Raw genomic sequence first — 27,000 nt, 5'->3', positions numbered from 1 at the left:
GTTATACTCTTTTGATGGAACCGGCTCCAGAGCTCTCGAAATGGACGCTCGGTTCGCCCTGGTACTGGACTTTGCTTGCGCCGGTGGCCTCGGCTTTCAGAATTCGGGTGGCATAAATCTGGGCCGTACAGGCGCCAGTCACTTCCACGGTGGCGTCTTCGACCGGATATTGGAGGGCGTGGAGCGTCGATGCGCCGGTCAGGTCGGCGGCCAGATTCGTGCCCCGGCCAATGAGGCTGAGCCGGGAAGCGCCCGTAATGTCGATGTTCAGCGTCTGCACCTCCCCTTCCAGCGATACGTTGGAAGCGCCCGTAATATCGATGTCGAGGGCGGGCAATTCGCGGAAGCCGTTGAGTTGAATCGTACAGGCTCCCGACACGTCCAGTTTACTCAGCGTGGGCGTGGTCAGCGTCAGGAGCAGGTCGTACTGCCGGTGCCAGAAGAAAAAACCGCTTCCGACTTTCAGCCACTTGCCGCGTTGCCGGACCTTGACGTTATGAATAGCCTGGCGCGACCCACGGGCCGTCAGCGAATAGGCCGGGCCGTCGGTCACCAGCACGTTCAGCATGCCCCAGATCTCCAGTTTTTCGAAGGCCGTAATGGGCAAATCTTCGGTCACTTCTTCGTACGACTCCTTATCGGTTTGCCACCAGATGGTGGTCACCAGCGCCAGCAGCCCCACCGACAACAGGGTCAGGTGCAGGTAATTTTTAACCGGCTCGACTGGCAGCGCATCCGCCAGCAACAGTAAGTTCGTTAAGTCATTCATTTTCAACGGCGCATTTTTCGCAACAAAGATGGCAGGACGGATGGCGGGCTACAACTTCCCGGCGACGAACTAACTAAAAAGCTGGATGAGCCGTCGAACCTACCGAAAGATAGGCTTTTTCTGTACTTTTGAATGTGGGTTATTACACAGAGATGATCAGAGGAAATCGGAGTTTATCTGAGAAATCCGATGATAGAAAGCGCTGATCAACGCGGTGCAATAACGCTTAAAAACTCTATTACATTTTATATCAACGAGTTATGCCAAGCTGGTATCAGGGAAAAATTCGCTACCAACAACAAGACCCGACGGGAAAATTCAAAACCATCAATGAAGCGTACTTGATTGATGCGGTTTCGTACACCGATGCCGAAGCCCGGTTGTATAAGGAGGTTGCCGCCAACACGCCCGATTTTACCGTGACGGCCATCACCCGGATGCGGCTGGCCGATCTGTTCCATTTCGAAGAAGGCGGAGAAACCTGGTTTAAATGCAAAGTGGTGTATGTCACCGAAGACGACAAAGGCCGGGAGAAACGCATTGTGAATCAGATGCTGGTGAACGCCGAAAACGTCAAGCAGGCTTACGAACGGATCGAAGAAAGCCTCCGTACCATGCTGATTCCGTTTGAGACAACCGACATTAACACCACGAAAATCCTGGATATTTTCCCCTATGTGGAAGAAGAACGCCTGCCCGCCAACCTGCGCCCGCTGAGCGAAGTGGTGGGCCAGGAGGAATAAATCCGGTTTTCCGTTTAACGTTTACAGTGGCTGACGCAAGCCCAAAAGGGCGTCAGCCACCGTAAACCGAAACTCCCCCTAGCGTCCCGCCAGTGGCTGCAACGTCACCATCCGTTTCTGGCCTTTTGAGTCGGTAATTTCCAGCGAATTCACATGCTTGCCGAGAGCAATTTCCCGGGCGGTCTGGGACAGGAACGACTGGCCGTAGTAAAATTCCAGCTTCTGTTTTTTGCCGTTGGCATCGGTCAGCGTGGCGGACACATCGGTCGGTTTTAACCGGATGGTTTGGGTTGGCTGGCAATACCGGAACACCTTCAGCGGCCCCCGGTTTTGGGTCGCAACCAGGAGGGAACGCGCGGCTCCGCCGGAACCGGCGGCCCCCGATAGCCGGACCAGTCCCTTCGCATTGCCGGGCACATAAAAACCGCTGGCGGCCGGATTCAGCGCGGTAAAACCGCCTTTCCCGTCGCCTTTCAGCAACAGCCCATTCAGAGCGTCCAGCCGTCCCGCCAATAACTCGTTGCCGTAATCATTACCTACCAGCAGCACATCCGGGTTGCCATCCTGATCGAAATCGTCGGCGATCATGCCAAAAACCGGGGCCACCTGCGCCTGAATGGGCAAATCGCGGAGTTCAAACACCCCATTGCCCTTATTTTCGACATAGGCCGATTTCATGTAATTGGCTTCCAGCACAATAGCGTCTTTCAGCTCTTCTTCTTTCAGTAATTTGTCGATGGTGGCCGTGGCAAAATCCTTGTGCAGCGGAAACCGGGCCCGCATCGAAATGATTTGCCGAATCAGGTCTTCGCGCCCATTGAACGGGTATTCCCGGTTTTCGCCGGTTTTGGCATCCGGAAAAAACACCGTCGGAATGGCGTCGTAAAACCCGTTGTTGTCAAAATCCTTGGCATACACCCGCACCGGTTCTTTTTCGCTGGCGTGGGCGAGCGTGTTCAACCCCAGGTTGCCGGCGATGTAATCCATATCGCCATCCTTGTCGAAGTCGGCAGCTACCAGCGAATTCCACCAGCCTGTCGGAATCATTTTGGAATTTCCCAGCTTCGGCGTATGGAGGGGTACGCCTTCCGTTTTCTCGATTCCCAGTTTGCCGTTTGTATTTTTCAGGATCGTCAGCGGCATCCACTCGCCGGCCAGCATCAGATCCAGCCAGCCATCGTTGTTGGCATCCGTCCACAAGGCGTCGCACACCAGACCGCAATTCTGTAAATCCGGCGCCACGGTTTTTGTCACATCGGTAAATTTCGGCTCACCCGGTTTCGAATCATTCCGAAGAATGAAACTCGACACGGGCCGGGGATACTGATTGGGGACCACCCGCCCGCCGACAAACAGATCCAGATCCCCATCGCGGTCGTAATCGGCCGCCTTGACACAGGATTTGCTGATGCGGTTTTGGGGCAGTGCCAAAGGCGAAAGCACAAACCGCCCTTTGCCATCGTTAACGTAAAACCGGTCCTGGTAGGCGGGCGTGTTGGCCTCGCTCTCAAAGCCTCCGCTGGCCACGTATAAATCCAGGTCCCCGTCGCCGTCGGCATCAAAAAGCAGCGTTCCCATGTCTTCTTCCGGTTTGCCGTCGCCCGCCAAACCGGGCAGCAAATCCTGAGGAACCAGTTTACCGGCCGCCGTCTGCACCAGAAACGTGCCTTTCTGGGTACGCGATCCACCAATGAACAGATCGTCCAGTCCGTCGCCGTTAATATCGCCGGCGGCAATGGCGGGTCCGTACTGCGACAATTTATGCGGCAACAGTTTTTGCAGATTGAAATCGATGTATTCCGGTTCCTGATGCACCAGCTGTAGTTGGAGCGAATCCGTAATATCCCGGAACAGATTTCCCGCCGGTGGGGTTGGCGGCTGGCTGGCCGGTTCCGTCGCGTTTTTCACATCGACCGTCAGCACCTGATTGGCTTTGACATTCCGCAGGATCTGCGTCCGGGCCGGTTGGCCTTTTTGGGCGGGCCAGGTAATCCGGACTTCATCCACCGTGTTCACCGGGCCCAGTCCGAAATGGGCCGCATTTTCCATCGTCGACAGGTAACCGCGGTAAATGGTATGCTCATAAATCTGTTGCTGGCCGTTGCCGTAGCGCAGTTCCACAAACGCCCCCAGCCCCATGCGGTTTTGTTCGGTGCCGTTGAACCGGATCCGCAGGTAATTGGCCTGTTGCGGTTTTTGCTCGACGAGGTTGTTGCGGTAAACGAAGGCCGAATCGTTGATGTTGTTGATCACCATATCCAGATCCCCGTCGTTGTCGAGATCGCCGTAAGCCGCCCCACCCGAAAACGCCGGAGTCATCAATCCCCAGTCTTTGGAAACATCGGTAAACGTCAGGCCCGGTCCGTTGTTTTTGAAGGCGTAGTTATTGATTTTGATGACCGGAATCTGACTCAGCATGAACTGCGTGGTGGCCACAGAAGAGTTGTCGGCGTAGTACTGCATGAAATCGCGGTCGGTCACGTCTTTCGGAAAACCGTTGGTTACCACAATATCCCGGTAGCCGTCGTGGTCGAAGTCCACCGCCAGCGGAGCCCAGCTCCAGTCGGTAGCCGCCATGCCCGCCATCAGGCTGATTTCGCTGAAAACCGGGGTCCGGGTACCGGGCCGAAATCCCTGATTGAGTTGCAGCGTATTCCGCATGTACTGATAACTAAACTTGAATTCTTCGTTGTTGAGATAGGTCTGGTAGTTGTTCGGCGGAATGAACATTTTCTTCCGCTGGTTATCCTTCGGCAACATGTCGAGGACCACGATATCCATCAGCCCGTCGTTGTTCAGGTCGTTGACGTCGTTGCCCATCGCCGTGTTGCTGGTGTGTTTGAAGAAATCAGCCGCCTGATCCGTAAAACCGCCTTTCTGGTTGTTGATGAAGAAGTGATCTTCGGACAGAAAATCGTTCGTCACGTAAATATCCTTCCAGCCGTCGCGGTTGATATCGCAGATGTTCAGGCCCAGGCCGTAGCCTTCGAGTTGAATACCGGCCTCTTTTGAAACGTCGGTAAAAACCGGGTGCCCCAGTTGCGGATTAAAATCATTCCGGTACAACCGGTCGGTGGTGGGCGATGAGCCGTCCGTGAGTTTTTTATGGTACGAGTTCGGATACCTTTCCGCCATGTTGGTCAGCAGAAAAAGGTCCAGATCGCCGTCGTTGTCGTAGTCGAAGAAGCCCGCATTGGTCGTATAGCTATCATCGGCCAGGCCGTATTCTTTCGCCATTTCCCTGAAAACCGGCACCCCGTCTTTCGACCCGTTCCAGCCCTGGTTGACATACAGTAAATTCTCCCGATCGCGGGCCGCTTTTTTGATCGTTGCAGTGACGTATATATCCAGCAGTCCGTCGTTGTTGATGTCAATGACCGCTACCCCGGAGCACCATTTGCCGCCCCCGCCAATCCCCGCCTGCTCCGACACGTCCGCGAACTGGAAACCGCCCTTGTTAAGAAAGAGCTTGTTAGCCACCAGATTACCGGTAAAAAAAACATCCTGAAGGCTGTCGTTATTAAAATCGCCGATGGCTGCTCCCCCACCGTTATAGAAATAATCGATATCCAGAATGCTCAGCGTGTCGCGTTCATCCATCCGGTTGGAAAACGTAATCCCGGTTTCGCCGGCCGGAAGCAGGCTGAACAGGGGATTCCCGGAATACTGGCAGGCACTGAAAAAACCGACGAAGAGAAGTAGCAATAAACAGCGAACGGATTGGCGGAGCATAAAACAAGATAATAAATCAAATTACTAAAGTACAAAAACGGATTCAAACCAAAGTCAATAGATCTCGAAACAATGCCCCCGTTTGGGCGACACCATCGGCCCTTGTTGTTTCCCTCAAACGGCCGGACAAAATAAGGGAAATCACTCGTAAAAAGTGGGTATTTGCTTATTAATCAAATCTTAATGAAAAAAAATCACCCCCTATATGGGAAACATCAGAAAAGCTTAATTTATTAAAAGTCAATCGCATACAAAAAAATAAAACCAACTTATAATAAACGGTTGTAATACTGATTTTTATAATATTCCTGAGAAAATTTTGAAGAATGTTCAAACTACTCTTATTTTAGTACGAAAATAAAACCAATTATTACAAAACCTATTATGAAAGCACAATTCTACAGATTGTTCCAGTCTGGTGTTCTGTGCGTGTTTGTGTTGCTATGGAGCACGAACGCGATGGCACAGGACCGCCGGATTACGGGAAGGATTACCGGCAACGACGGCCCTGTACCCGGAGCAAACATTGTTCTAAAAGGAACGACCACCGGTACCTCATCCGACGCCGAGGGGAACTATGCGATCAATGTCAGGGGCAATGATCCGGTTCTGGTCATTTCCGCCATTGGTTTCAAATCCACCGAAGTGGCCGTTGGCAACCGTAGCACGGTGGATTTAAAACTGGAGGATGATGTTACCGCCCTGAGCGAAGTGGTCGTCACCGGTTATACCACCGACAGCAAACGCGATAACGCAGCCGCTATTTCCACGGTTAAATCCCGCGACTTAAAAGTTACACCATCGGCCAACATCGAAACCCAGTTACAGGGCCGCGTCGCCGGGGTAACGGTTATTGCCAGTGGTCAGCCGGGCGCCAACAACACCGTCCGCGTCCGCGGTTTCGGAGCCTTTGGTGGTAACCAGCCGCTATACGTTGTAGACGGGGTCCCCATCGGTACGACCAACTTCCTGAACCCGGATGATATTGAAACCACCACCGTTCTGAAAGATGCCGCTGCGGCTTCCATTTACGGAGCGCGGGCCGCCAACGGGGTGATTGTCTATACGACGAAGAAAGGGGCCCGCCGGGCGCAGAAACTGACGGTTACCTACGACGGGTTATACGGTTTTACGGACCCGGGTAAAGCGCAGACCATCCTGACTCCGCAGGAGCAGGCCGACTGGACCTGGGCCGCCGTTCATAACCGCCAGGCTTCCCTCGGACTCCCCGATGATTTCACGGGCATCGCCAATGGGCAGTACGGCTCAGGGACCAAACCGGTTTTGCCGGACTACCTGATGGTCGGAACCCGCTACGGGGTAATCGGTAATGTGGACCTAGCCGCTGAAAGACCCAAATACAACATCAACACCGATGCCGGGGCGGTTTATCAGGTGGTTAAAGCCAACAAGGCCGGAACCAACTGGTACGATGCCATTACGCGGACAGCACCGATTCTGCGGCAGACGCTGGGCTTCTCGGGCGGAACCGAAAGCAGCCGGTATTTTATCAGCCTGGGGCAGCAGAACCAGAACGGTATCCTGAATTACAACAACTTCAGCCGGTATGATCTCCGGGTCAACACGGAATTCGACATCCTGAAAAATCTGCGGTTTGGCGAGAATGTGCAGTTAACCTATGCCAACACCTCCGGTTTGGTGGGTGGCAACACCGGTCAGAACCTGTCGCAGGAAGAAAGCGACATCCTGAGCGCCTTCCGGATGGCCCCGATCCTGCCGATCTACGACGAATTCGGTGGCTGGGCCGGCACCTCGGCCAAAGGGTTTAACAACCCGACCAATCCGGTTGCCGCCCGGGCCGGAGCCAAAAACAACAACAATTTCGGGGTGGGACTCTTCGGCAACGCCTACCTGGAATTCGATCCGATTCAGGACCTGACCCTGCGCAGCAGCATCGGTGGGATGTTCTTCAACTTCTACAACAAAACGACCTCGCAGAACACCTACTGGAACGCGGAAGGGAACGGACGGGGTTTGTCGCTGAGCGAAGGGGGCGGTTACACGCTGGCCTGGACGTTCACAAATACGGCCCAATACCGGAAGAAGTTTGGCATGCACAGCATCGATGTGCTGGCCGGGATTGAAGCCCTGAACGACGGGCGGGGCCGGAACCTCAGCGGGACGGGATCAAAACCGTTCAGCGATGATGTTAACTACGTCACCCTGACCACGACTTCGTCGGTCGGTCGGGTGGTAAACAGCAACATCATCAACGGGGTTAACTTCTACTCGGTATTTGGTCGCCTGAACTACATCTTCAATGATAAATATATCGTAACGGGCGTGGTTCGGCGCGACGGTTCGTCACGGTTCGGGGCGGCCAACCGCTACGGAGTGTTCCCGGCGTTCTCGGCTGCCTGGCGGATTTCCGGCGAAGAGTTCATGAAAGGTGTAACGTTTATCACCGACCTGAAACTGCGCGGGGGCTGGGGCCAAATGGGGAACTCCAACAACGTTGATCCCAACAACCAGTACAGCCTGTTTGCCACCAGCGTAGCCAACTCCTACGACATCAGCGGCAGCAACAGCACGGTTGATCCTGGTTACTTCCGGAGCCGGATTGGTAACCCGAACGCCAAATGGGAAACCAGTACGACGACCAACCTCGGGATCGACGCCACCTTCCTCAACGGCAAGCTGGATTTAGTGTTCGATATCTGGCGGAAAGATACCAAAGACCTGCTGTATCAAGTCCCCATTCCGGGGGTAATCGGGATCCGGGCCACGGCCCCGTCCGTCAACATCGCCGGCATGCGGAACCAGGGGATCGACCTTCTGCTCGGCACAAAAGGCCGGTTGAGCAGCGATGTTACCTACGAAGTTAACCTGACGGGTAGCGTACTGAGCAACCGCATCCAGTCGCTGGCCCCGGGCGTTCCTTACTTTGATGTCGCTCCTTCATCCAACCGGTTGAGCCTGCCCGCTACGCGGAACCAGCCCGGTCAGTCGATTGCGTCCTTCTACGGTTTCCAGGTGATTGGTCTCTTCCAGAATCAGGAAGAAGTGAAAGCCGCTCCGGCGCAAACCGGTGCCGGTATTGGTCGCTTCCGGTTTGCCGATATTGACGGCAACGGAACCATCGACAACAACGACCGCACCTTCATTGGTAGCCCGGTTCCGAAATTCACGGGTGGTCTAAACATTCAGTTGAACTACAAAGGCTTCGATTTTGCAACCTATCTGTACTCATCGCTGGGGAACAAAATCTTCAACCTCTCGAAATGGTATACGGACTTCTATCCGTCGTTCCCCGGTGCTGCCGTTAGCGCGCGGGTGAAAGACTCCTGGTCGCCCTCGAATACGGGAACCTCACAGCCGATTTTCGAAGACGTTTCGAACTTCAGTACCAACACCCAGCCGAACTCCTTCTACGTCGAAGATGGTTCGTACCTGCGGATGCAGAACATCACCATCGGTTACACCATCCCGGCAGCGGTGTTAAGCAAACTTCGGTTGAATCGGGTCCGGTTCTCCGCTTCCGCGAACAACATCTTCACGATCACGAAATACCAGGGCTTAGACCCCGGTGTTGGTGGAGCTGCTGACCAGAACTTCGGTATCGATGTGGGTAACTATCCCTTAACCCGCAGCTATAACTTCGGTCTTAGCCTGGCCTTCTAATTTCAACCAACCGAATACGAACTTTTTAGAAAATGAAAGATATAGTCACAAGAGGAACACTACTGGCGCTGGTTTTTACCTGCTTCACACTGGCCTGTAAAGACAGCTTCTTAAATGTGCAGCCGACGGGTACGCTGACCAGTTCCCAGTTAAATACCAAGGCGGGTCTGGAAGGGTTGCTGATCAGCGCGTACACGGAACTCAACGGCCGGGGCTTCAGCCAGACAGCCAGTTCGACCAACTGGATGTACGGTAGCATCATGGGGGGCGAAGCCAACAAAGGCTCCAATGCCGGGGACTTTAACTCCATTACCCCGTTCCAGCGGTACGAAATGCTGGCTTCCAGTGGTGAACTTACCGCCCGCTGGCAATGTATGTACGAAGGGGTCAGCCGGGCCAACTCGGTGCTGCGCCAGTTGAAAACAGCCGACGCTACCGTATCGGAAGCGGATAAGGCCCGGATCGGAGCCGAAGCCAAATTCCTGCGCGCCCACTACTACTTCGAACTGAAGCGAACCTTCAACATGGTGCCGTTCATCGACGAAAGTGTTGATTACGCGGCCGGGATTACGGAGGTCACTAACAGCACCGATATCTGGCCAAAAATTGAAGCCGACTTCAAAGCCGCTTACGATGTCCTGCCCGAAACGCAGAGCGCCATTGGCCGGGCCAACAAATGGGCGGCTGCTTCTTATCTGGGGAAAACGTATCTGTATCAGAAAAAATACGCCGAAGCAAAGACGATTTTTGATGCGGTGATTGCCAGCGGCAAAAACTCGGCGGGTGTTAAATACGCCCTGTATCCGACCTACTGGGAGGTCTTCAGCGCCGACAATGAGAAAAACACCGAAATTATTTTCTCGACGCAAAACGTCGCCAATGCCGGGAGTTCCGATGCGGCTTCGGGTGACTTGAACCTGAACTGGCCTTATAACACCGGTCCGGCGGGTCCGGTCGGTTGCTGCGGTTTCTTCCAGCCAAGCTTCGAACTGGCCAACTCGTTCCGGACAGATGCCAAAGGGTTGCCCCTGCTGGATGGCTCCTACAATGTTGGCGCAAATCAGTTGAAAACCGATCAGGGTCTGGCTTCGTCAGCCGCCTTTACGCCGGATGCCGGCAACCTCGATCCGCGTCTCGACCATTCGGTTGGCCGTCGGGGGATTCCGTATCTGGACTGGCAGGTTTTCCCGGGTCAGGACTGGATTCGTGACCAGGCTTTCGGTGGTCCGTATGCGCCCAAAAAATACATCTATACCAAGGCCCAGGAAGCCCGGATTGCCGACGTTTCGAACTGGACCAAAGGCTGGACCGGTATTAACGTGATTCTGATTCGTTACGCCGACGTGCTGTTGATGGCGGCCGAAGCCGAAATCGAAGTGGGTAGTCTGGAAAAAGCCCGTGAGTATGTCAATCTAGTTCGGACCCGGGCTGCGAACCCGGCCGGTTTCGTGACGATCGGTGGCAAACCGGCTGCCAACTACGTGATCAGTACCTACTCGACCCCCTGGACCGACAAAGCAGTAGCCCGTACGGCGGTGCAATTTGAACGGAAACTGGAACTCTCCGGCGAAGGTCACCGGTTCTTTGACCTCGTTCGCTGGGGAACGGCCGCTACGGTGCTGAACGCTTACCTGACGTACGAAGGAGCTAAACTGAGCAACGCCTTGGGAGGAGCGAAGTTCACGCCGAACAAAAATGAATACATGCCGCTGCCCCAACGGGAAATCGACTTGCAGGGTACTACCGTGCTGAAGCAGAACCCCGGTTATTAATTTTTAACTACCAATCTCTATAATCACAGCGGTGGGGCCGGTTGCTCCACCGCTTTTTTTGTGCTTTCCGGCGAAATGACAAAATCCTGTACAGGAACCCAAAATCCTGTACTTGTTTTTTCTCCCCCTATCCGCTACTTTTGACCCGTCATGAATCGCACTCTCGTCAAATACGTTAACCTCCTGATGGCCTGCATCGTGCTGCTGAGCAGTACAGGTTTTGGCCTGATTGAGCACACCTGCCAGCTGCGCGGGAAGAGAGTGTCGATGGTTATTCATCAGGAGTCAAAATCGACCTGTCCGGTTCACAGCAAAAAGTTTTCGGTCTCCAATCAGCGTTCCATCGGGCCGGTTTTGAAACGAACCGACTGCTGCAAGGAAGAGCAGAAATACGAAAACGTCGATTTTTCGTCGTCGCTGACCCAACTGGTGGCGAAGTTTCTCAAATCGGTGACCGATGTGGCCGGTGCCGGCATGGCAACGCTGATCAGCTGGCTGCTCAACGATCTGTTTCCAGTGGTCACCGAGTCAGTAACAATCCGGACCGATTCCCCTCCCCTGCATTACGGGCGCAGCCTGCTCTCGTTTGTCCAAAGTTTCCTGCTATAGAATCCGTTTTGTGCTGAATCTGGGCTGTGCTTTCGAAGCATGGGCTATTTCGTTCTATCACCACCAAACGACTTTTATGGATCCACATTCCACCTTTAAAAAGGAGGTAGCGGTGTTTACCTTCTTCATTTTCGCTTCCCTACCAATACACGCGCAAACCATCAGCGGTACGGTTTCGGAGCGCGTCACGAATCAGACGGTTCCCCTCACCGGCGTTACGATTTACTGGGCCGGAACCGCCGTATCGACCACGTCCAACCCGCAGGGGCGGTTTGAAATCGCACGATCCGGGGCAACAAACCGGCTGGTTTTTAGCTTCATCGGCTTCAAACCCGACACGATTACCATCACGGATCAATCATCCGTAGACGTGATTCTGACCAGCCAGAACACCTTGCAGGAAGTGACGGTGCAGGGCGCATCGTCGCAGATCGACCGGATGTCCCCCATCCAGAACGAAATTCTGACCACCCGAACCCTGGCCAAAGCCGCCTGTTGCAACCTCTCGGAGTCATTCGAAACCAATGCGTCGGTCAACGTTTCCTACAGCGATGCCGTCACCGGTGCCAAACAAATCCAGATGCTGGGGCTGAGCGGCAATTACGTCCAGACCAATGTCGAGAATATCCCAACCATTCGTGGGCTGGCTTCAACCTTCGGACTGAATTTTGTGCCCGGCACCTGGATTTCGTCCATCGACATCGGGAAAGGCGCGGGGTCGGTCGTCAACGGGTACGAGAATATGGCGGGCGCCATCAACGTTGAACTACAGAAACCGGATGCCCAGGAACGCGTGTTTGCCAATGCCTACGCCAACAGTTTCGGCCGGTTTGAGGGCAACCTGAATCTCTCGCGCCCGCTAAACGAGAAGTGGAGCATCGGTTTTCTGGGGCACGCCAGTACGCTGCAAAACCGCATTGACCAGAATGGGGACAACTTCCTGGACTTACCGCTGTTTACGCAGTACAACGGAATTGTTCGCGCCAAATACGGAACCGAGCGGTTCATGACGCAATTTGGCGTCAAAGCCCTGTACGAAGACCGAACGGGCGGACAAGCGACTGAAAACCCGGGGGCCAGTCCCACGTACCGATTTACGAACCTGACGAAGCGGGTTGAAGTGTTCTCCAAAACCGCCCGTCTGTATCCCGAAAAACCGTACCGGGGGTTAGGGTTGATTCTGAACGCGGCCAATCACGAGCAGACTTCGAAGTTTGGGTTTATTCCGTACAACGGGCGGCAGCAGACACTGTACGGCAACCTGATTTACCAGTCGATCATCGACAATACAAACCATTCGTTCAAGATCGGGGCCAGTTTTCTGCTCGACGATTACCGCGAACAATACCGGGACACCCTGATGACGCGCACGGAATCGGTGCCGGGTGTTTTCGGCGAATACACCTATTCGTATCTGGAGAAACTAACGTTGGTAGCCGGGGCCCGACTGGATTTCCACAATCTCTTCGGAACGCAGTTTACCCCCCGGATTCACGCCAAATACGATCTCACCGACAACCTGACGCTCCGGGCGTCGGCCGGCCGCGGGTTCCGAACTCCCAATGCACTGGCCGAGAACTATGGGTACCTGGTCAGTTCGCGGTCGGTTATTTTCGATGACAAACTACAGGCGGAGGTCTCCTGGAATTACGGAGCCAGTCTGGCGCAGGACTTCAACCTGTTCGGACAGAAAGCGTCGCTGGTGCTGGATTATTACCGGACCGACTTTCAGAACCAGTTGATCGCCGATCTGGAACACCCCCGCGAACTCCATTTTTATTACCTCTCGAGCCGGTCGGCACCCGGTCTGAAAAGCCGCTCGTTTTCCAACAGCTTCCAGGCCGAACTGAACTACCAGCCCATGCGTCGTATGGAAGTCAAACTGGCCTACCGGCTTTTCGACGTTCGGCAAACCATGGGGATGACCTTCGGGGAAAGTCTATTGCTGCCGCGCATGATGGTCAGCCGCGACCGGGTATTGTTCAACGCGGGCTATGCCCTCCCTTACGACAAATGGAAGTTTGATTTTACGGTCCAGTGGAACGGTCCGCGCCGGATTCCGTACCTGCGCGAAGGGTACGTGCATACCAGTTACCAGAACATGCCCCGCGAAACCGCTCCCGGTTTTTACAATCTTAATGCGCAGGTTAGCAAGGCTTTCCGGTTGTGGGAAATTTATCTGGGCGGTGAAAACCTGGGCAATTTCCGGCAGAGCAATCCGATTGTTGGCGCGAAGGATCCGTTCGGTCCGGATTTCGACGCAGCGGCCCGCGTCTGGGGTCCCATCACCGGCCGCATGATTTACGCCGGTTTCCGGTATAAACTTAAAATCTAATCGCAGAACCGGGGTTTCAGGGATTAGATATGATTCGCAGGTTAGTTACTCTCAGGTAATCTTTTAATCCGTGGAATCCCCGTTCGAAACGCGTACAGGCATGAAACTATTCATCAAACATATGGTCTGCGGGCGGTGCAAGCGCGTCGTTCGGGAAATTCTGGAGGAACGGGGAATGACCGTCCAACGCATCGAACTGGGTGAAGTCGAAATTAGCGAACTCCCCGAAAACGTTTCGCTGGACGACCTTCGCCGGGTGCTGGCGGAGAATGACTTTGAACTGCTGGAAGACCGGAAAACCGTGCTGGTCGAACAAATCAAGACGCTTATTATCAACGAAATACACCACGATCGTCGCGAACGCCCGGAACACCAGAACCTGTCGGATTTCCTAACGCAGAAAATGGGCTACGACTATTCGTACCTGAGCCACCTGTTCTCGGCCATCGAAAGCCTGACGATTGAGAAGTACGTCATTGCGCAAAAAATCGAGAAAGTAAAAGAATATTTGCGCTACGGCGAGTTATCCCTCAGTGAGATTGCCTGGCGACTGGGTTACAGCAGCACCCAGCATCTCTCGAACCAGTTCAAGCAGTTGGTGGGCCTGACACCGAGTGATTTCAAACGAACCGGCCTCGAATACCGGACCGAAATCGACAAGATCGGTACCGCCAAATGATACACAACAGGGACGAAGTTTTATACGTTTAAAATCGGGCAGCCCACTAGTTTTGCTTCAACACCGTAACGAAACCCGTTAATAACCGATTGTTCAACAATTTAACTGATTAATTACGTTATGGAATCGATGCAACACCACGAACAGCATGTTCAGCTCTGTTTTGATTGTGCAGCCGCCTGCGAACGCTGCGCGACGGCCTGTCTGCGGGAAGACCACGTCATGATGATGCGCGAGTGCATCCGGCTCTGCCGCGATTGTGCCGATTTTTGCCGGATGTGCGGTAGCTTAACCGCCCGCGACTCCGCGTTTATGATGCCGTTTATGGTCCTTTGCGCCGACGTGTGCGACGCTTGTGCCGACGAATGCAGCCAACACGATCACGAACATTGCCGGGCCTGCGCCGAAGCCTGCCGCCGTTGCGCCGACGATTGCCGTCGCCTGTCAGCGACGGCCTGATGGTTGCCGTATTGATGAATTGTATTGGCCATGAATACACCGAAAAAAACGTTACTTGTACTGCTTTTTTGCGGCCTCCTGGGTTCCGCCCGGGCCGACAGCTTTCCCCCTGACACCAGCCGGAAAGCCCGCCTGCCTTCGGCAAAGGGGATGATGCGGCAGGACAGCCTGAACCATGCCGCCATGGGGCACGCCATGCACGATATGATGCAAATGCAGCAGAGCGTGTCGATGATGTCGCACCTTTACTCCCGGAACCTACCCATGAACCGGAATGCCTCCGGAACCGCCTGGCATCCCGATCACACGCCGATGTACATGTACATGTCGCATCCCACCGGGCCATCGGGCAAACCCTGGATGACGATGCTGCACTACAGCCTCTTTATCCGCCACACCAACCAGAATTTTAACAATCCCGGCCAACGCGGCCGGGCAACGGCCTTCGATGCGCCCAACTATGTGATGGGAATGGCCCAGCGACAAGTCGGTCGCCGGGGGTTGCTGGCCTTGAAAGCAATGCTTTCACTCGATCCGCTGACGGTGGGCAACAACGGTTATCCGCTGCTGTTTCAATCCGGTGAAACCTACAAGGGCGAACGGCTGGTGGATCGGCAGCACCAGCACGATCTGTTCTCGGAATTGTCGGTCGGTTATTCCTATGCGCTGTCCCGCAACGCCGATGTCTTCGGGTACGTCGGTTATCCGGGTGAACCGGCCCTGGGACCACCGGCGTTTATGCACCGGATTTCGTCGTTTAACAACCCGGATTCGCCCCTGGGCCACCACTGGACGGATGCCTCGCATATTACCTATGGCGTGGCGACGGCGGGTTTTCGGTATAAAATCACGAAATTGGAAGTGTCCAGTTTTACGGGGCGCGAACCGAACGAAAACCGCTTTGGGTTCGACCGACCGCGTTTCGACAGTTATTCCTACCGGCTGTCGGTCAATCCGTCGCCCTCACTGGCCCTTCAGTTTTCGCAGGGATTTCTCAAAAGCCCGGAAGCTATCGAGCCGGATCATAACGTCACCCGGACCACGGCCTCCCTCTTGCACAGTAAACCGCTGGGGCGCCCCGACAGGTACGTATCTTCCGCCCTGGTCTGGGGTATGAATTCGCACGACAGGCAAAACGAAAGTGCCTATCTGGCCGAAAGCAGTCTGCAACTGGGGCGAATGGCGTTGTTTGGGCGGTTTGAGAACATCACCAAATCAGTTGATGAACTCGGACTTCACTCGTATTTTTTCGATTATGATACCGACGAAACACTGCTGGCTACCATCAACAGCCTGACGCTGGGCATGAATTACCGCCTGGTCCAGCTGGCGCAGACGGATCTGACACTCGGTGCGCAGCTTACCGGCCATTTTCCCGGCAAGACCCTGGAACCGGTTTATGGCCAATTTCCGTTATCAGGACAAATCTACCTGCGCATCACCCCATCGCTTATGCCCATGAGGCTGCCTGGTAAGCACCATTAACCAACCATTTTGTAACCATACCTCGTAAACCATATATTGATGAAAAAGCACTTATTTGGCCTCCTTACCCTCGTTCTGCTCGCTTTCGGATTCACGGCCCAGGCTGGTGACGACAACGAAAAAGAAGTAAAAATCAAAACCTCCGCTATTTGCGAAATGTGCAAGTCCCGCATCGAGCGCAACCTGGCCTTCGAGAAAGGGGTTAAAGAATCGAACCTGGACCTGACCAACAAGGTCGTTACGGTAAAATACAATCCGAAGAAAACCGATGTAAACCGCATCAAAGCCACAATTTCAAAAACCGGCTACGATGCTGATGAAGTGACCGCCGACGAGAAAGGATACGCCAAACTCCCCTCCTGCTGCAAAAAAGGCGGCATGAAGCACCACTAGGAGGTAAGAATGAAGAGTTAAAAAGCTATGATTAGAAATTGGCGGCAGGTCTTTCGCCCGAAGGCTTCTATGGGATTCCAGCCGGATTCGGACCGAGCGCGTCAGACTCGAAATGTCGTCCAACGGAATAAACGTGTTCCGCATTAGCATACAGCTGGAATAGTTAAAAACAGTTAAACAACTATAAATATCGTTGCTTTTTAGAAAAAAATCTTTGTAACTTACTTTTCCTTCTAAATGAGCAAGATATGTTCCGGCTTCTCTTCTTTTTCGCCCTATTGGCAGGCATTGCCTACGGCCAAAAACCGGTTACCCGCTATACCATTACGGGGCATTTGAAGAATCTGAAGAACGGTCAGACGATTTACCTCATTCCCCGCGCCGAGTTGTTTGTGCCGAAATCGAGTCCACGCGCGCCCCAAATTGATTCGTGTGTAGCCAGCGAAGGACGTTTCACCCTGGAAGGCATGCTCGGCGAACCCAATTATTACGCTCTTGGCATCAAAGGACAGCCGCACGCCCGGTTCAGGTCGTTTATTCTGGATGGTCCGCTGATTTCCATTATTGGCGACGCCGATTCGCTGGAGCGGGCGTCGATCGTGGGTAGCACGTCCCTGCGGGATCAGGTCATTCTGGCCAAATCCGTCGAAGTGTACCTGAAGCAGCAGAAAATCCTCGAGTCTTTGCTCCGGAACGCCGAGCAAAAAGCTGATAAAGACAGTTTGTTCGTTCTTAACAACCAATACCAAAAATTGAGCAACGGTATTCTGGATGTAAAAGCCACTTTTATTGGCTTCAATCCCCGCTCGTACGTCAGTCTTTTTGCGTTACAGGAAATGCTGCCAGAACTGCCGAAGGAACGAGCCCGGTATCTTTTCAACCACCTTGATTACTCCCTGCAGCAGCATTCGGTCGGCCGACAGATTCGCGAACAGGTTTTTGAACGGGTGAAGCCAGTCCGTCAATACGCCCCCGATCTGGTGTTGGCCGACAAAAACGCAAAACCGGTGCATCTACAAGCGTACAAAGGGAGCGTCCTCCTGATCGACTTCTGGGCGAGCTGGTGCAGCCACTGTCAACGGGAGCAGAAACGACTCAAAACCCTCTACAAACAATACAAAAGCAAAGGCCTTGAGATCGTTAGCATTTCGGTGGACGAAGACCCCAAGGCCTGGAAGAAAGCACTTCAGAAAGCCGGTTTGCCGTGGCCCCAGCTTTCTGACCGGGTTGATGACCAGAACGCCGTTGGTACCCACTACGGGAACAATTCGATTCCGATGAATCTGCTGATCGACAAAGAAGGGTTTGTGATCCGTAAAGGACTCCACGGCGCCGAACTCGAAAAACAGTTGGCGGTGGTTTTCAGCAATCCGTAAACCGCACCCTGCTCGTCCGGATTTGAAACCCTGACGGTTTCAGCAGCGGATTTGAAATCCGCTGCTTTTTTCAAACCGGGTGGTATGGAAATACCGCAGACCTTACGTTGTCTGTGGTACTAGGAGTGAGCCGCTACAATTTCCTTCAGGAACTTCAGAAAAGGCGCCGAAAACTCCTTACGCTTCAGAGCAAATTCAACGGTGGTTTTCAGGAAATCGAGCTTATTGCCAATGTCATGCCGTTTGCCCTCAATCCGGTGGGAATAAATATTTTCCCGCTTGAGCAGCAGCAACATCGCATCCGTCAGCTGGATTTCGTTGTTTTTTCCCTTGGGCGTTTGTTCGATGGCGGCAAAAATGTCGGGGGTCAGGATATACCGTCCGGCAATGGCCAGGTTCGACGGAGCCGCGTTAATGGCCGGTTTTTCGACCAGCGTATTCAGTTCCATGATACTGTCGCTCAGGGTTGAGCCACCCACAATTCCGTACCGGTTTACTTTGTCCGAAGGGACTTCCTCCACCGCTATGACCGTTCCGCGGTATTGGTCGTACGTGTCGATCAACTGCTGCGTCACCGGAATTACCGAATCCATGATCGTGTCGCCCAGCAAAACCGCAAACGGCTCATTGCCAACGTGGTGACGAGCATAATAGATGGCATCACCCAGACCATTCAATTCTTTCTGGCGGACAAAATGAATGTCGGCCATGTCCGACAACCGGCGCATTTCGAGCAACAGGGCTTCGTCTTCCTTCTCCTCCAGCCGGGTTTCGAGTTCGTAGTTCCGGTCGAAATGATCTTCGATGGAGCGTTTCCCTTTTCCGGTAATGATCAGAATATCTTCAATGCCCGAATCGACGGCCTCCTGCACCACATATTGAATGGTCGGGGTGTCGATAATCGGCAACATTTCTTTCGGTTGCGCTTTGGTGGCCGGTAAAAATCGGGTTCCCAGTCCGGCAGCAGGAATAACGGCTTTCTTAATCATAATTTTGAATGAGGGAATGATAGAATGCGTGAATAGCTCCAATTGACGAAGCTATTCACGCATTCTATCATTCAAAATTAAACGACGTACGGTTTAATAACGCGGGCGTTAAGTTGTTTCATGGTGACAAACAGGCGGTTCAGCATATCGTCGTCTTTGTAAATTCCGACAATAGCCCCGCCCGAACCGGCAAACGAGGCCGACGCTCCGATGCGACGGGCCGCCGAAATCATTTCCAGGTTGCTTTCGCTGATGTTGTAAATCCGCCGGCGAAGGTCGAAGTTCTGGTTCACCAGCTCGTGCAACTGTGCCTCTTCGTGGGTCATCAACGCTTCACGGCCCTGGCGGGCCACATCCGCAATCTCCTGCAACGTTTTGACAACCAGTTCCTCTCCTTTATCCCAGCGCGAACGCACATCGTTGTGAATCCGGCCCGATTGCTTACCCAGTGAGGTTTTATAGGCGATATACAGTTTGGGCAGCAGACGTGGGTCGATAGGTTCGTAAAAACCGTGTCCGCATTTTTCAATCTGTTCGCGGTCAAAATTCATGTAGACACAACCTTCGTAACACTGAATGACCCGGTCCTGCAAACCGGCCGTAATGCCCAGTTCTTCCGACTCGGTTTTCAGCACCAGCGTCGGCAGTTGCGGCAACGGGATCTCGACCTGGTAGAACTTCATCAACGCCCGAAATGTCGCAACGATGATGGCGCTGGAACCCGACAGTCCGACCTGCCGCGGAATGGAAGTGCTATACCGGATGGTAAAGTTCTTGTTCGGCAACCGAACCCCCTGCTGATCACAGTATTCACAAAACCGCTTAAGGGCGGCCTTGATCAGCGGCACACCGCCGTGGTAGCCCAGCGAGGCCACTGCATCGCGGAGGTGATAAATACTGCGGAACGAGTTCGTATCCTGCGGCTGTGGTTCAATGTTCAGTTCCGGCGATTCATACAGGGAAACCGAGGCCCCAAAATTCCGCACTGAAATCGAAATCGTTTTGCCGAAAAAACCGTCGGAGGGATTGCCCAGCAGCCCGGCGCGGGCGTAGGCGCGTGTTTCAATAATCAACTTTTTCTACTGTTGGTAACGTTGGCCGGCAAGTTAGGCGTAAAATGCCTATTGAACAATGAAAAATGAGAGATCGGGTTGCTCAGCTCCGTTTTATGGTAAAATCCAGCGTTTTTCGCCCGGCCGTTCCTCCGGTTGCTTAATTAATTTCATTCCACTGTTCTGCAAGGCGAACCCAGTAAGTAACGCAACGCAAGGGGATTCAGGTGATCGTTGTCGTAAGGCTTTACAATGGCTATCTGGCCGGTTGTCATTGCGCAAGCCCGAGCCGACTGAGCAAAACAAAAGAAGAACCAGGGAGTGTTTCGATTGCATGCGTCAGGGGGAGTAGTGCCTGACAAACCTACAAAAACGACGCAGCGATGCGTGCTGGGACTACCGGTTAAACCGGGTTAGCTCCGTCTCTGTGACCTGCCGGATCAGAGATTTGACCGACCGGTTTTCGGCCTGAAGCCGCCGGGCAATCTGACGCATAAACTCTTTAAAGGCCGGCTGGTCGGAGGCCATTGGCGCGTTATCCAGATCGGCCACAACCAGATTCAGGGTCTGCAGTAAATGCCCCAGACATTCGTCAATCATCAGAACCGTATCCAACGGACCTACCCGGTCCCGCAGCGATTCCAGCTCGTGATACAACGCAAAAGATTCCCGTACCTCCCGGTTCCATCTGGGGCTGGAATGGGGGGCGTTCGGAGTGCCGGACATGGCCAGTCGAAGTGTTGTTTCCATTTTAATTCGGCACGAATATAACTAAGTATTTTTAACAGGCAACAAACTCCGTACCACTTAGTGATAAATTCAAAAAAAAGCCTGAAAAAGACTGTATTTTGCCATAAAGCCTAAGTAAAACCACCAAATCGACCTTCTTTATTTTTTTGATAAATTTTCTCGAACTACACCAGGATGGCATATATTTTGATGCAATTCAGGAAGTAGTAAAATTTAGTAAAAATTAAATAAGTGAAGAGTAGTCACTTATTCGTTAACAATCTCCATGCAGGCCGTCTATCTTATTAGATTTTCATTAGTGCTGTATGGCCTGGTTGCGGGCTATTACGCGTATACAGCTTTTCAGAAGGCACTAAAACCGCATAAAATGCGCCGTTTACTGGCCGCATTTGCCATTGTTTTCGTGGCTGTTTTATTAGGTATAGCCTCCGTTTGAACCTTATCCAACGTGTAACACCCTGGTGTTCCGCAGTTAATTCTGTTCCACATTTATGAATGAAGATACCTGGTTGGCGGTCTTGCAGGCTCTACCTACTTCCATCGACACGCCCCTTATTTTATTCGACAATCCCGTTCAGGCACTGGCCTGGATTCAGTTCAATGCTTTCGCAGAAAGCAACCTCTGGATTGTCACCAACGATGATCTAAAGTATTGGGTCGTTACGTTCGAGGTGGGAAAACAACTGATAACCATGGGATTTAAACGCATCAAAGCGACACGCCCACCAACTCTTCCACCAACTTCAACAACTCCTTTGGATGGAACGGTTTAGATAAGTACGCGTCGGCCGGGTAGGTGGTCATTAGGTTTTTGTTGAGAATGGCCAGATCGATCGAAACGGCGATGACCGGTACAGGTGCGCCCGATAGTTTGCGAACTTCCCGAATGACTTCGGTTCCATCTCCGCTGGGCAGGTGCATATCAACAACCAGGACATCCGGTTTCTGGTGATGAAGCAAACTGTTCGCATCCCGAACATCACTAGCCTGGAATACAAGGTAACCCGCCCGCTGCAGGCCTTCCACCATGATCTTCCGCTGCGACGACTGGTCTTCAACCACCAGAACTGTTTTCTTCATCCGAAGTCAGAATTTGCCAATAACCGAAATAGTCAATTCTTTCTGAAGAACTGACTATTGTCAAATTATTTCACAAATATCAGGCCAATCCCTCAATAAAGTTCGTATTCGGTAGTGGCCCTTCCCAGCGGTACGCTCAAAAAGTTTGCCAATCAAAATTGCGGACTCAGTAGTTACCCTTACGGTCCTTCTTTTGTCGAAAATCTCCCTGAAAATTCAATGCATACCCTTTTCTCACTCCCGGTTTTTGGTGTATTATTACTGGGATGCCTGTCGGCCACGCTGGCTCCTGACCAGCCAGGAGCCTCCACAAGCACCCCTCCTCCATCACCGGCCCAAAAACGCGTGGTGTTTATCGCGGGTAAATGCAGCCACGGGCCCGGCGAACACGAACACAAAGCCGGGTGCATCCTCCTGGCAAAACGACTCCGGGAAAATGTGCCGGGTATTGTAACGGAAGTCTTTACAGAAGGCTGGCCCACCCGTTCGGAGGCACTCGATCAGGCGGCTGCCGTGGTGGTTTATGGTGATGGCGGAGAAGGTCACATGATCAACCAGCACCTGGAGAAGGTGAATACCCTGATGAAAAAAGGCGTCGGTCTGGTCTGTATCCATTATGCCGTCGAAGTACCCAAGGGAACGCCCGGCAACTACTTTATGGACTGGATCGGCGGGTATTTTGAAACGTTCTGGTCGGTCAACCCGGTCTGGACCGCGGAGTATAAAACGATCCCGTCGCACGTCATTACGCGGGGTGTCAAGCCGTTCACCCTCAATGACGAGTGGTATTATCACATGCGTTTTCAGCCCGGGATGCAGGGCGTCACGCCCCTGCTGACCACGGTGCCTCCCGCTTCGACCCTGAACCGGAAAGATGGCCCCCACGAAGGGAATCCGGCCGTCCGGGCCGAAATCAGCGAAGGAAAACCGCAACACATGGCCTGGTGCCGGGAACGGCCCGACGGCGGACGCGGTTTTGGCATCACCGGCGGTCATTTTCACCGGGTCTGGGCCGACGACAATATGCGGAAACTCGTGCTGAATGCCATTACCTGGGTCGCCAAAGCCGAGGTACCCAGGGAAGGGGTTTCGTCATCAACGCCTTCCAACGACGAAATGGGGGAAAATCGATGTCCGCATTAATGAGGCCTTACGAACAAAAACCGGATCTTCAAACCCATCAAGTGCTATTTTGCTACCTTTGAACGGCAACGCGTGACCCCTGTGGTAAACACCCAATCCGCTCATCCTACTCCAAAACCTGATTGACATCATGAAATGCTCACTTTTCTGCACCCTGATCGGCGGGGCCATCCTGACGGCGTTTACGGTTCGCGCCCCCCAAAAACCGGTGCGAATTTTCGACGGAAAAACGTTTCGCGGCTGGGAGGGCGACACCCTGAAAACCTGGCGGATTCAGGATGGAGCCCTGGTGGGCGGTTCGCTGACCGAAACCGTTCCGAAAAACGACTTCCTGTGCACAACCCGCGAATACGGGAATTTTGTCCTGCGCTGCACATTCAAGCTGCTAGGCTCCGAAGGCTTCATTAATACCGGCGTTCAGTTCCGCAGTAAACGTCTTACTAATCCTGCACACGAAATGACGGGCTATCAGGCCGATCTGGGGGATCGCTATTGGGCCAGTCTGTACGACGAATCGCGCCGGAATAAAACGCTGATCCAGCCGGACTCGAATCTGATCAAAAAAATCCTTAAACGGAACGACTGGAATACGTACGAAATCCGGGCCGAAAACCGACGCATCCGGCTGTACCTGAACGGTAAACAAACCATTGATTACACCGAGCCGGATCAAACGATCCCCCAGACCGGGCTGATTGGTTTACAGATTCACGGGGGCGGCAAGGCGCAGGTGTATTTCAAAGACCTGGTGCTGGAGGAACTGCCTTAATGACCCCGACGGTGTTGAACGCAGAAACCCGGCCGGAGCCATCAACCAGAATAGTTGGTATCTCCGGCCGGTTTTCACGGTCATTCGTCTGCTGGATCAGGACAGCCGGATCGTGTGCTGAAACGGCGTAAAACCGGTCAGGTAAACCGTGGGCGCATCCATCGGTGGCAAAGCCCCCCGCAGTACCACACCTTTGTGCAGCGCCTTGCCTGGCCCGAATGAAATGGTATCGTTTCCCACCGTATACGAACCCGACCCCCCGCTTAACAGGTGGGCGTTGGGACGGGTCGGATGTTTGGTGACCCCCGCGAACGTACCGCCCGCCCGGAAAATCAGTTCCAGCGAAACCGGAACGTTGTCAGTTCCGGTCATCTCAATCCGGGCTTCCATTCCGCTACTGGTTTCCCGAATCGTCACTTTCGCTTCGTATGACTGAATCTCGGTTTGCTTCCGTTTGGCGTGCCCCATCTTCTCCCAGTCGCCCGCCGGATCGATTTCACTTTTCGTAACCGGTTGGTAATAAGGCGCTTTTAATGTTTGCGTCAGCACCCAGCTATCCCCCTGCTGCTCGATTTTTTCGGTCTGGAACTGGCCTTTCCCGAAAAAGGAAGCCGACAGCCGCAAACCCTGCAAAACCGCTTCGCCCTTCGAAAAGGTGAGCCATACCGGGTTCATTTTCAGGATCGTGGCGTCCCAGTTCCCCCGCCGAATCCGGACCAGACCCGAATGCGGGAACGGTTTTACGTAGCTCGTCGGCAGCGGTTTGCTGGCGGGCAACTCGTTCCAGAACGCGGGATCATCCAGGAAATAATCGAGAAAATGTACGCCCTTTTTCAGGACGGTTTTTTCGATCTGCCGACACAATGCCGCCAGTTCGCCGTTCTGGTCTTTCAGCGCCATATACCGGGCCGGGTAATAATAGCCTTCCAGCGTGCCGACCAGCGCCTTGTCCTGCCGACCCGATGCTTCCGACACCACTTCCCCGTTCGGATGAATGTAATAGAGCGTCATGGCCAGATTCCGCCGGACATAATCCAGCAACTCCGGCTTGTTCATTCCCTTCGCAATCGTGATCAGCAGGCGGTCGGTCAGGGGCGAATAAATCAGCGTACTCCGCTCGTTATACTGCCCGTCGGCATCCATGTCGATGTGTTCGCCCAGCCACTGTTCAAGGCGGTTTACATAGCGTTTATCGGGCCAGAGCGTGTTCAGTTTGGTCAAAGCCGCCGATACCACCCAGCGGTGGTTGGGCGTATGAATACCGCCGACGATCAAAGCCTCGCCCGCGCGCTGCAGAAAAGTTTTCAGCGAAGGCAAAACCGTATCCAGTCCCGGCGCACCCGACCGCTCCAGCAACGCATAGCCGGTGGTTAACCGCTTGACAATAAAACCGGTATCGGGTGTTGAGTGAAAATTGGTGGCCGGCAAATCAATCGTACCGTCCGAATGCTGGATTTTCAGTAAATACTGAACGGCCTGCGCCGTTTCGCCCAACAGCTCTTTCGAGCGGTAAAACGAAGACTCCGGGCAGGAAATGGCACAGGCACAGCGCCGGACAAAATCAGCGGTCGATTGGGGATTCGGAATATCCTCGCCATCTCTGACGCCACCGAATGCCGGACTCCCGGTTTCGTTCACCCGGTAGGCCCGAATCCGGTTGATCTGCTCATCGTTGGCTTTAATGGTTTCCAGCAGCCACGTTGGTTTGGCCTGCGGGGCAACCGCAAAGGAACGGGCGCGCATGGCCACGGTCAGCGTGGGCAAACTGCAAAGCGAAACGGTTCCGATGCGGACAAAAGTTCGTCGCTCCATCTAGACTTTCTTCGGATCAGGGTGAACCCAGGGACTCCGGTACTTCCGGGCCAGCATCGCCGTCGCTTCCTTATCGCCCACCACTTCGCGTTTTTTCGGATCGTACACTAACGGGCGTTTGAGTTCCATCGAAAGGTTGGCCAGCAGACAGCTCGCCGTCGAAATATGTCCTTCCTCAATGTCGGCCACGGGGCGGCTTTTTTTCTCAATAGCCGCCAGAAAGTCAAGCATGTGGAGCCGCGTGGCCGGGGCCGCATTCAGTTCAATGCGCTCTTCGGTGTTATCTTCCGGGTACTTTTCTTTTTCGTAGACCACATCCTTGTGGATTTTCTTCCCGTCCTTATCCATCGGAATAAAGTCGTATTGCATGGTGCTGGCCCACAACGTCCCTTTGTCGCCGTAGAGCGTAAACGACCACGGATACTCCGGGTTGTTGGGGGTTCCCCAGGTACGATGCTGCCAGACGCAGTTCAGTTCAGGGTATTCGAAAACCGCCGACTGCGTATCGGCAATATTGGATTTGCCTTCTTTCTGGACGTAGATTCCGCCCTGCGAACTGATTTTCGTGGGCCAGCCGAGCTGCAGCATCCAGCGAACCGTGTCGAACATGTGAATACACATATCCCCCATGATCCCGTTTCCATACTCTTTGAAGGTTCGCCACCAGCGGATGTGCGGCAGGCCATCGTAGGGCCGTAACGGGGCCGGTCCGGTCCACATTTCGTAATCCAGAAAAGCCGGAACGGGCTGCGTTTCCGGATTGCCGTTGGCCCGCATGTGAAAGTAACAGCACATTTCGACGTGTTTCACCTTCCCGAGCAACCCGGTATCGACGATATTTTTCTTGGCATCGATCAGGTGCGGAGTGCTTTTGCGCTGCGTACCGACCTGCACCACCTTATTGTATTTCCGGGCAGCCGCCACCATCGCTTCCCCTTCCATGACATCCACGCTGATCGGTTTCTGCACATAGACGTGCGCACCGGCCTTGACGGCGTCAATCGTTTGGAGCGCGTGCCAGTGGTCAGGAGTTCCGATTAAGACAATATCCAACTGATTTTCAGCCAGCAGTTTCCGGTAGTCGCCGTACAGCTTGGGAGTTTTACCGGATTTCTGGCGCTGACTGACCAGTTTGGCCGCAGCCTCCAGCATGTTTTTGTCTACGTCGCAAAGCGCCACCACTTCGACGGGAGCAACCTGAATCAGGCGGAATAAATCACTTTTGCCGTACCAGCCGGTGCCGATCAGCGCCACCCGCCAGGTTTTGCCCTGGCTCAGGCCGTCCATTCCGTAGGCCCCTAAAGCTGAAAGCGCGAGCGAAGCCGTGGCACCTTGCAAAAAGTGACGGCGGTTCATGTTAAAAAGGTTCATTGACGTGAAGGTTTCGGCCAGTTACGCCGGGGTTGTTAAT

20 protein-coding genes are annotated in these 27,000 nt (G+C 53.6%); 12 read left to right on the top strand and 8 right to left on the bottom strand.

What is annotated here, in order from left to right:
* Position 1 precedes the first annotated feature (1 nt).
* Entirely contained in the window at positions 2-769 is a 768-nt protein-coding gene (locus ACFPMF_RS00950; RefSeq protein WP_379840545.1) for a GIN domain-containing protein, read from the bottom strand.
* Between the two features lie 260 nt (positions 770-1,029).
* On the opposite strand from ACFPMF_RS00950, the gene ACFPMF_RS00945 reads away from it, so the two are divergent.
* Positions 1,030-1,512 (top strand): DUF4494 domain-containing protein, encoded by a 483-nt coding sequence (locus tag ACFPMF_RS00945; RefSeq protein WP_379840544.1) that lies wholly within the window; start codon positions 1,030-1,032, stop codon positions 1,510-1,512.
* A gap of 78 nt (positions 1,513-1,590) precedes the next feature.
* Here ACFPMF_RS00945 and ACFPMF_RS00940 read toward each other — a convergent pair whose 3' ends face one another.
* A complete protein-coding gene (locus ACFPMF_RS00940) occupies positions 1,591-5,244 on the bottom strand; it encodes a CRTAC1 family protein (protein ID WP_465262181.1) in 3,654 nt (1,217 codons plus the stop codon).
* A gap of 384 nt (positions 5,245-5,628) precedes the next feature.
* Between ACFPMF_RS00940 and ACFPMF_RS00935 the strand changes: the two genes are divergently transcribed.
* The 9 genes from ACFPMF_RS00935 (at position 5,629) to ACFPMF_RS00895 (ending at position 17,994) form a co-directional block, all read left to right on the top strand.
* A complete protein-coding gene (locus ACFPMF_RS00935) occupies positions 5,629-8,886 on the top strand; it encodes a SusC/RagA family TonB-linked outer membrane protein (RefSeq protein ID WP_379840542.1) in 3,258 nt (1,085 codons plus the stop codon).
* A gap of 32 nt (positions 8,887-8,918) precedes the next feature.
* Positions 8,919-10,658: a RagB/SusD family nutrient uptake outer membrane protein gene (locus tag ACFPMF_RS00930; protein ID WP_379840541.1), complete on the top strand. Its 1,740-nt coding sequence runs from the start codon at positions 8,919-8,921 to the stop codon at positions 10,656-10,658.
* Between the two features lie 150 nt (positions 10,659-10,808).
* Complete coding sequence (locus tag ACFPMF_RS00925; protein WP_379840540.1) at positions 10,809-11,267, top strand: HYC_CC_PP family protein; 459 nt, start codon at positions 10,809-10,811, stop codon at positions 11,265-11,267.
* A gap of 76 nt (positions 11,268-11,343) precedes the next feature.
* Positions 11,344-13,602 carry a TonB-dependent receptor gene (locus ACFPMF_RS00920; protein ID WP_379840539.1) on the top strand — a complete coding sequence of 753 codons (2,259 nt, stop codon included), beginning with the start codon at positions 11,344-11,346 and terminating at the stop codon, positions 13,600-13,602.
* Between the two features lie 100 nt (positions 13,603-13,702).
* Positions 13,703-14,281, top strand: a complete 579-nt coding sequence (locus ACFPMF_RS00915) for a helix-turn-helix domain-containing protein (protein ID WP_379840538.1) — start codon at positions 13,703-13,705, stop codon at positions 14,279-14,281.
* 120 nt (positions 14,282-14,401) lie between these two features.
* Complete coding sequence (locus tag ACFPMF_RS00910) at positions 14,402-14,740, top strand: four-helix bundle copper-binding protein (RefSeq protein ID WP_379840537.1); 339 nt, start codon at positions 14,402-14,404, stop codon at positions 14,738-14,740.
* 30 nt (positions 14,741-14,770) lie between these two features.
* Positions 14,771-16,225, top strand: a complete 1,455-nt coding sequence (locus ACFPMF_RS00905; RefSeq protein ID WP_379840536.1) for a hypothetical protein — start codon at positions 14,771-14,773, stop codon at positions 16,223-16,225.
* 39 nt (positions 16,226-16,264) lie between these two features.
* Positions 16,265-16,618: a heavy-metal-associated domain-containing protein gene (locus tag ACFPMF_RS00900; protein WP_379840535.1), complete on the top strand. Its 354-nt coding sequence runs from the start codon at positions 16,265-16,267 to the stop codon at positions 16,616-16,618.
* A 248-nt stretch (positions 16,619-16,866) separates the two neighbouring features.
* The gene (locus ACFPMF_RS00895; RefSeq protein WP_379840534.1) at positions 16,867-17,994 is read left to right on the top strand and encodes a redoxin family protein; all 1,128 of its coding nucleotides are present in this window, start codon (positions 16,867-16,869) and stop codon (positions 17,992-17,994) included.
* 119 nt (positions 17,995-18,113) lie between these two features.
* Here ACFPMF_RS00895 and galU read toward each other — a convergent pair whose 3' ends face one another.
* The 4 genes from galU to ACFPMF_RS00875 form a co-directional block, all read right to left on the bottom strand.
* Complete coding sequence (gene galU / locus ACFPMF_RS00890) at positions 18,114-18,983, bottom strand: UTP--glucose-1-phosphate uridylyltransferase GalU (protein WP_379840533.1); 870 nt, start codon at positions 18,981-18,983, stop codon at positions 18,114-18,116.
* A 77-nt stretch (positions 18,984-19,060) separates the two neighbouring features.
* Entirely contained in the window at positions 19,061-20,056 is a 996-nt protein-coding gene (locus ACFPMF_RS00885; RefSeq protein WP_379840532.1) for a mevalonate kinase family protein, read from the bottom strand.
* A 375-nt stretch (positions 20,057-20,431) separates the two neighbouring features.
* Positions 20,432-20,785 (bottom strand): hypothetical protein, encoded by a 354-nt coding sequence (locus ACFPMF_RS00880; RefSeq protein ID WP_379840531.1) that lies wholly within the window; start codon positions 20,783-20,785, stop codon positions 20,432-20,434.
* Between the two features lie 708 nt (positions 20,786-21,493).
* The gene (locus ACFPMF_RS00875) at positions 21,494-21,865 is read right to left on the bottom strand and encodes a response regulator transcription factor (RefSeq protein WP_379840530.1); all 372 of its coding nucleotides are present in this window, start codon (positions 21,863-21,865) and stop codon (positions 21,494-21,496) included.
* 219 nt (positions 21,866-22,084) lie between these two features.
* Between ACFPMF_RS00875 and ACFPMF_RS00870 the strand changes: the two genes are divergently transcribed.
* Together ACFPMF_RS00870 and ACFPMF_RS00865 are read left to right on the top strand one after the other, a co-directional pair.
* Complete coding sequence (locus ACFPMF_RS00870) at positions 22,085-23,008, top strand: ThuA domain-containing protein (RefSeq protein WP_379840529.1); 924 nt, start codon at positions 22,085-22,087, stop codon at positions 23,006-23,008.
* Between the two features lie 130 nt (positions 23,009-23,138).
* On the top strand, positions 23,139-23,777 hold the full coding sequence (locus tag ACFPMF_RS00865; RefSeq protein WP_379840528.1) for a 3-keto-disaccharide hydrolase: 639 nt from the start codon (positions 23,139-23,141) through the stop codon (positions 23,775-23,777).
* A 96-nt stretch (positions 23,778-23,873) separates the two neighbouring features.
* Here the strand turns inward: ACFPMF_RS00865 and ACFPMF_RS00860 are convergent, their stop codons facing one another.
* Complete coding sequence (locus ACFPMF_RS00860; RefSeq protein ID WP_379840527.1) at positions 23,874-25,589, bottom strand: hypothetical protein; 1,716 nt, start codon at positions 25,587-25,589, stop codon at positions 23,874-23,876.
* Positions 25,590-26,960, bottom strand: a complete 1,371-nt coding sequence (locus ACFPMF_RS00855; RefSeq protein WP_379840526.1) for a Gfo/Idh/MocA family protein — start codon at positions 26,958-26,960, stop codon at positions 25,590-25,592.
* Between the last annotated feature and the right edge of the window lie 40 nt (positions 26,961-27,000).

The sequence above is a fragment of the Larkinella bovis genome, assembly GCF_042655385.1.
Taxonomy (GTDB): Bacteria; Bacteroidota; Bacteroidia; order Cytophagales; family Spirosomataceae; genus Larkinella; species Larkinella bovis.
This window is presented reverse-complemented; position numbering and strand designations above follow the sequence as displayed.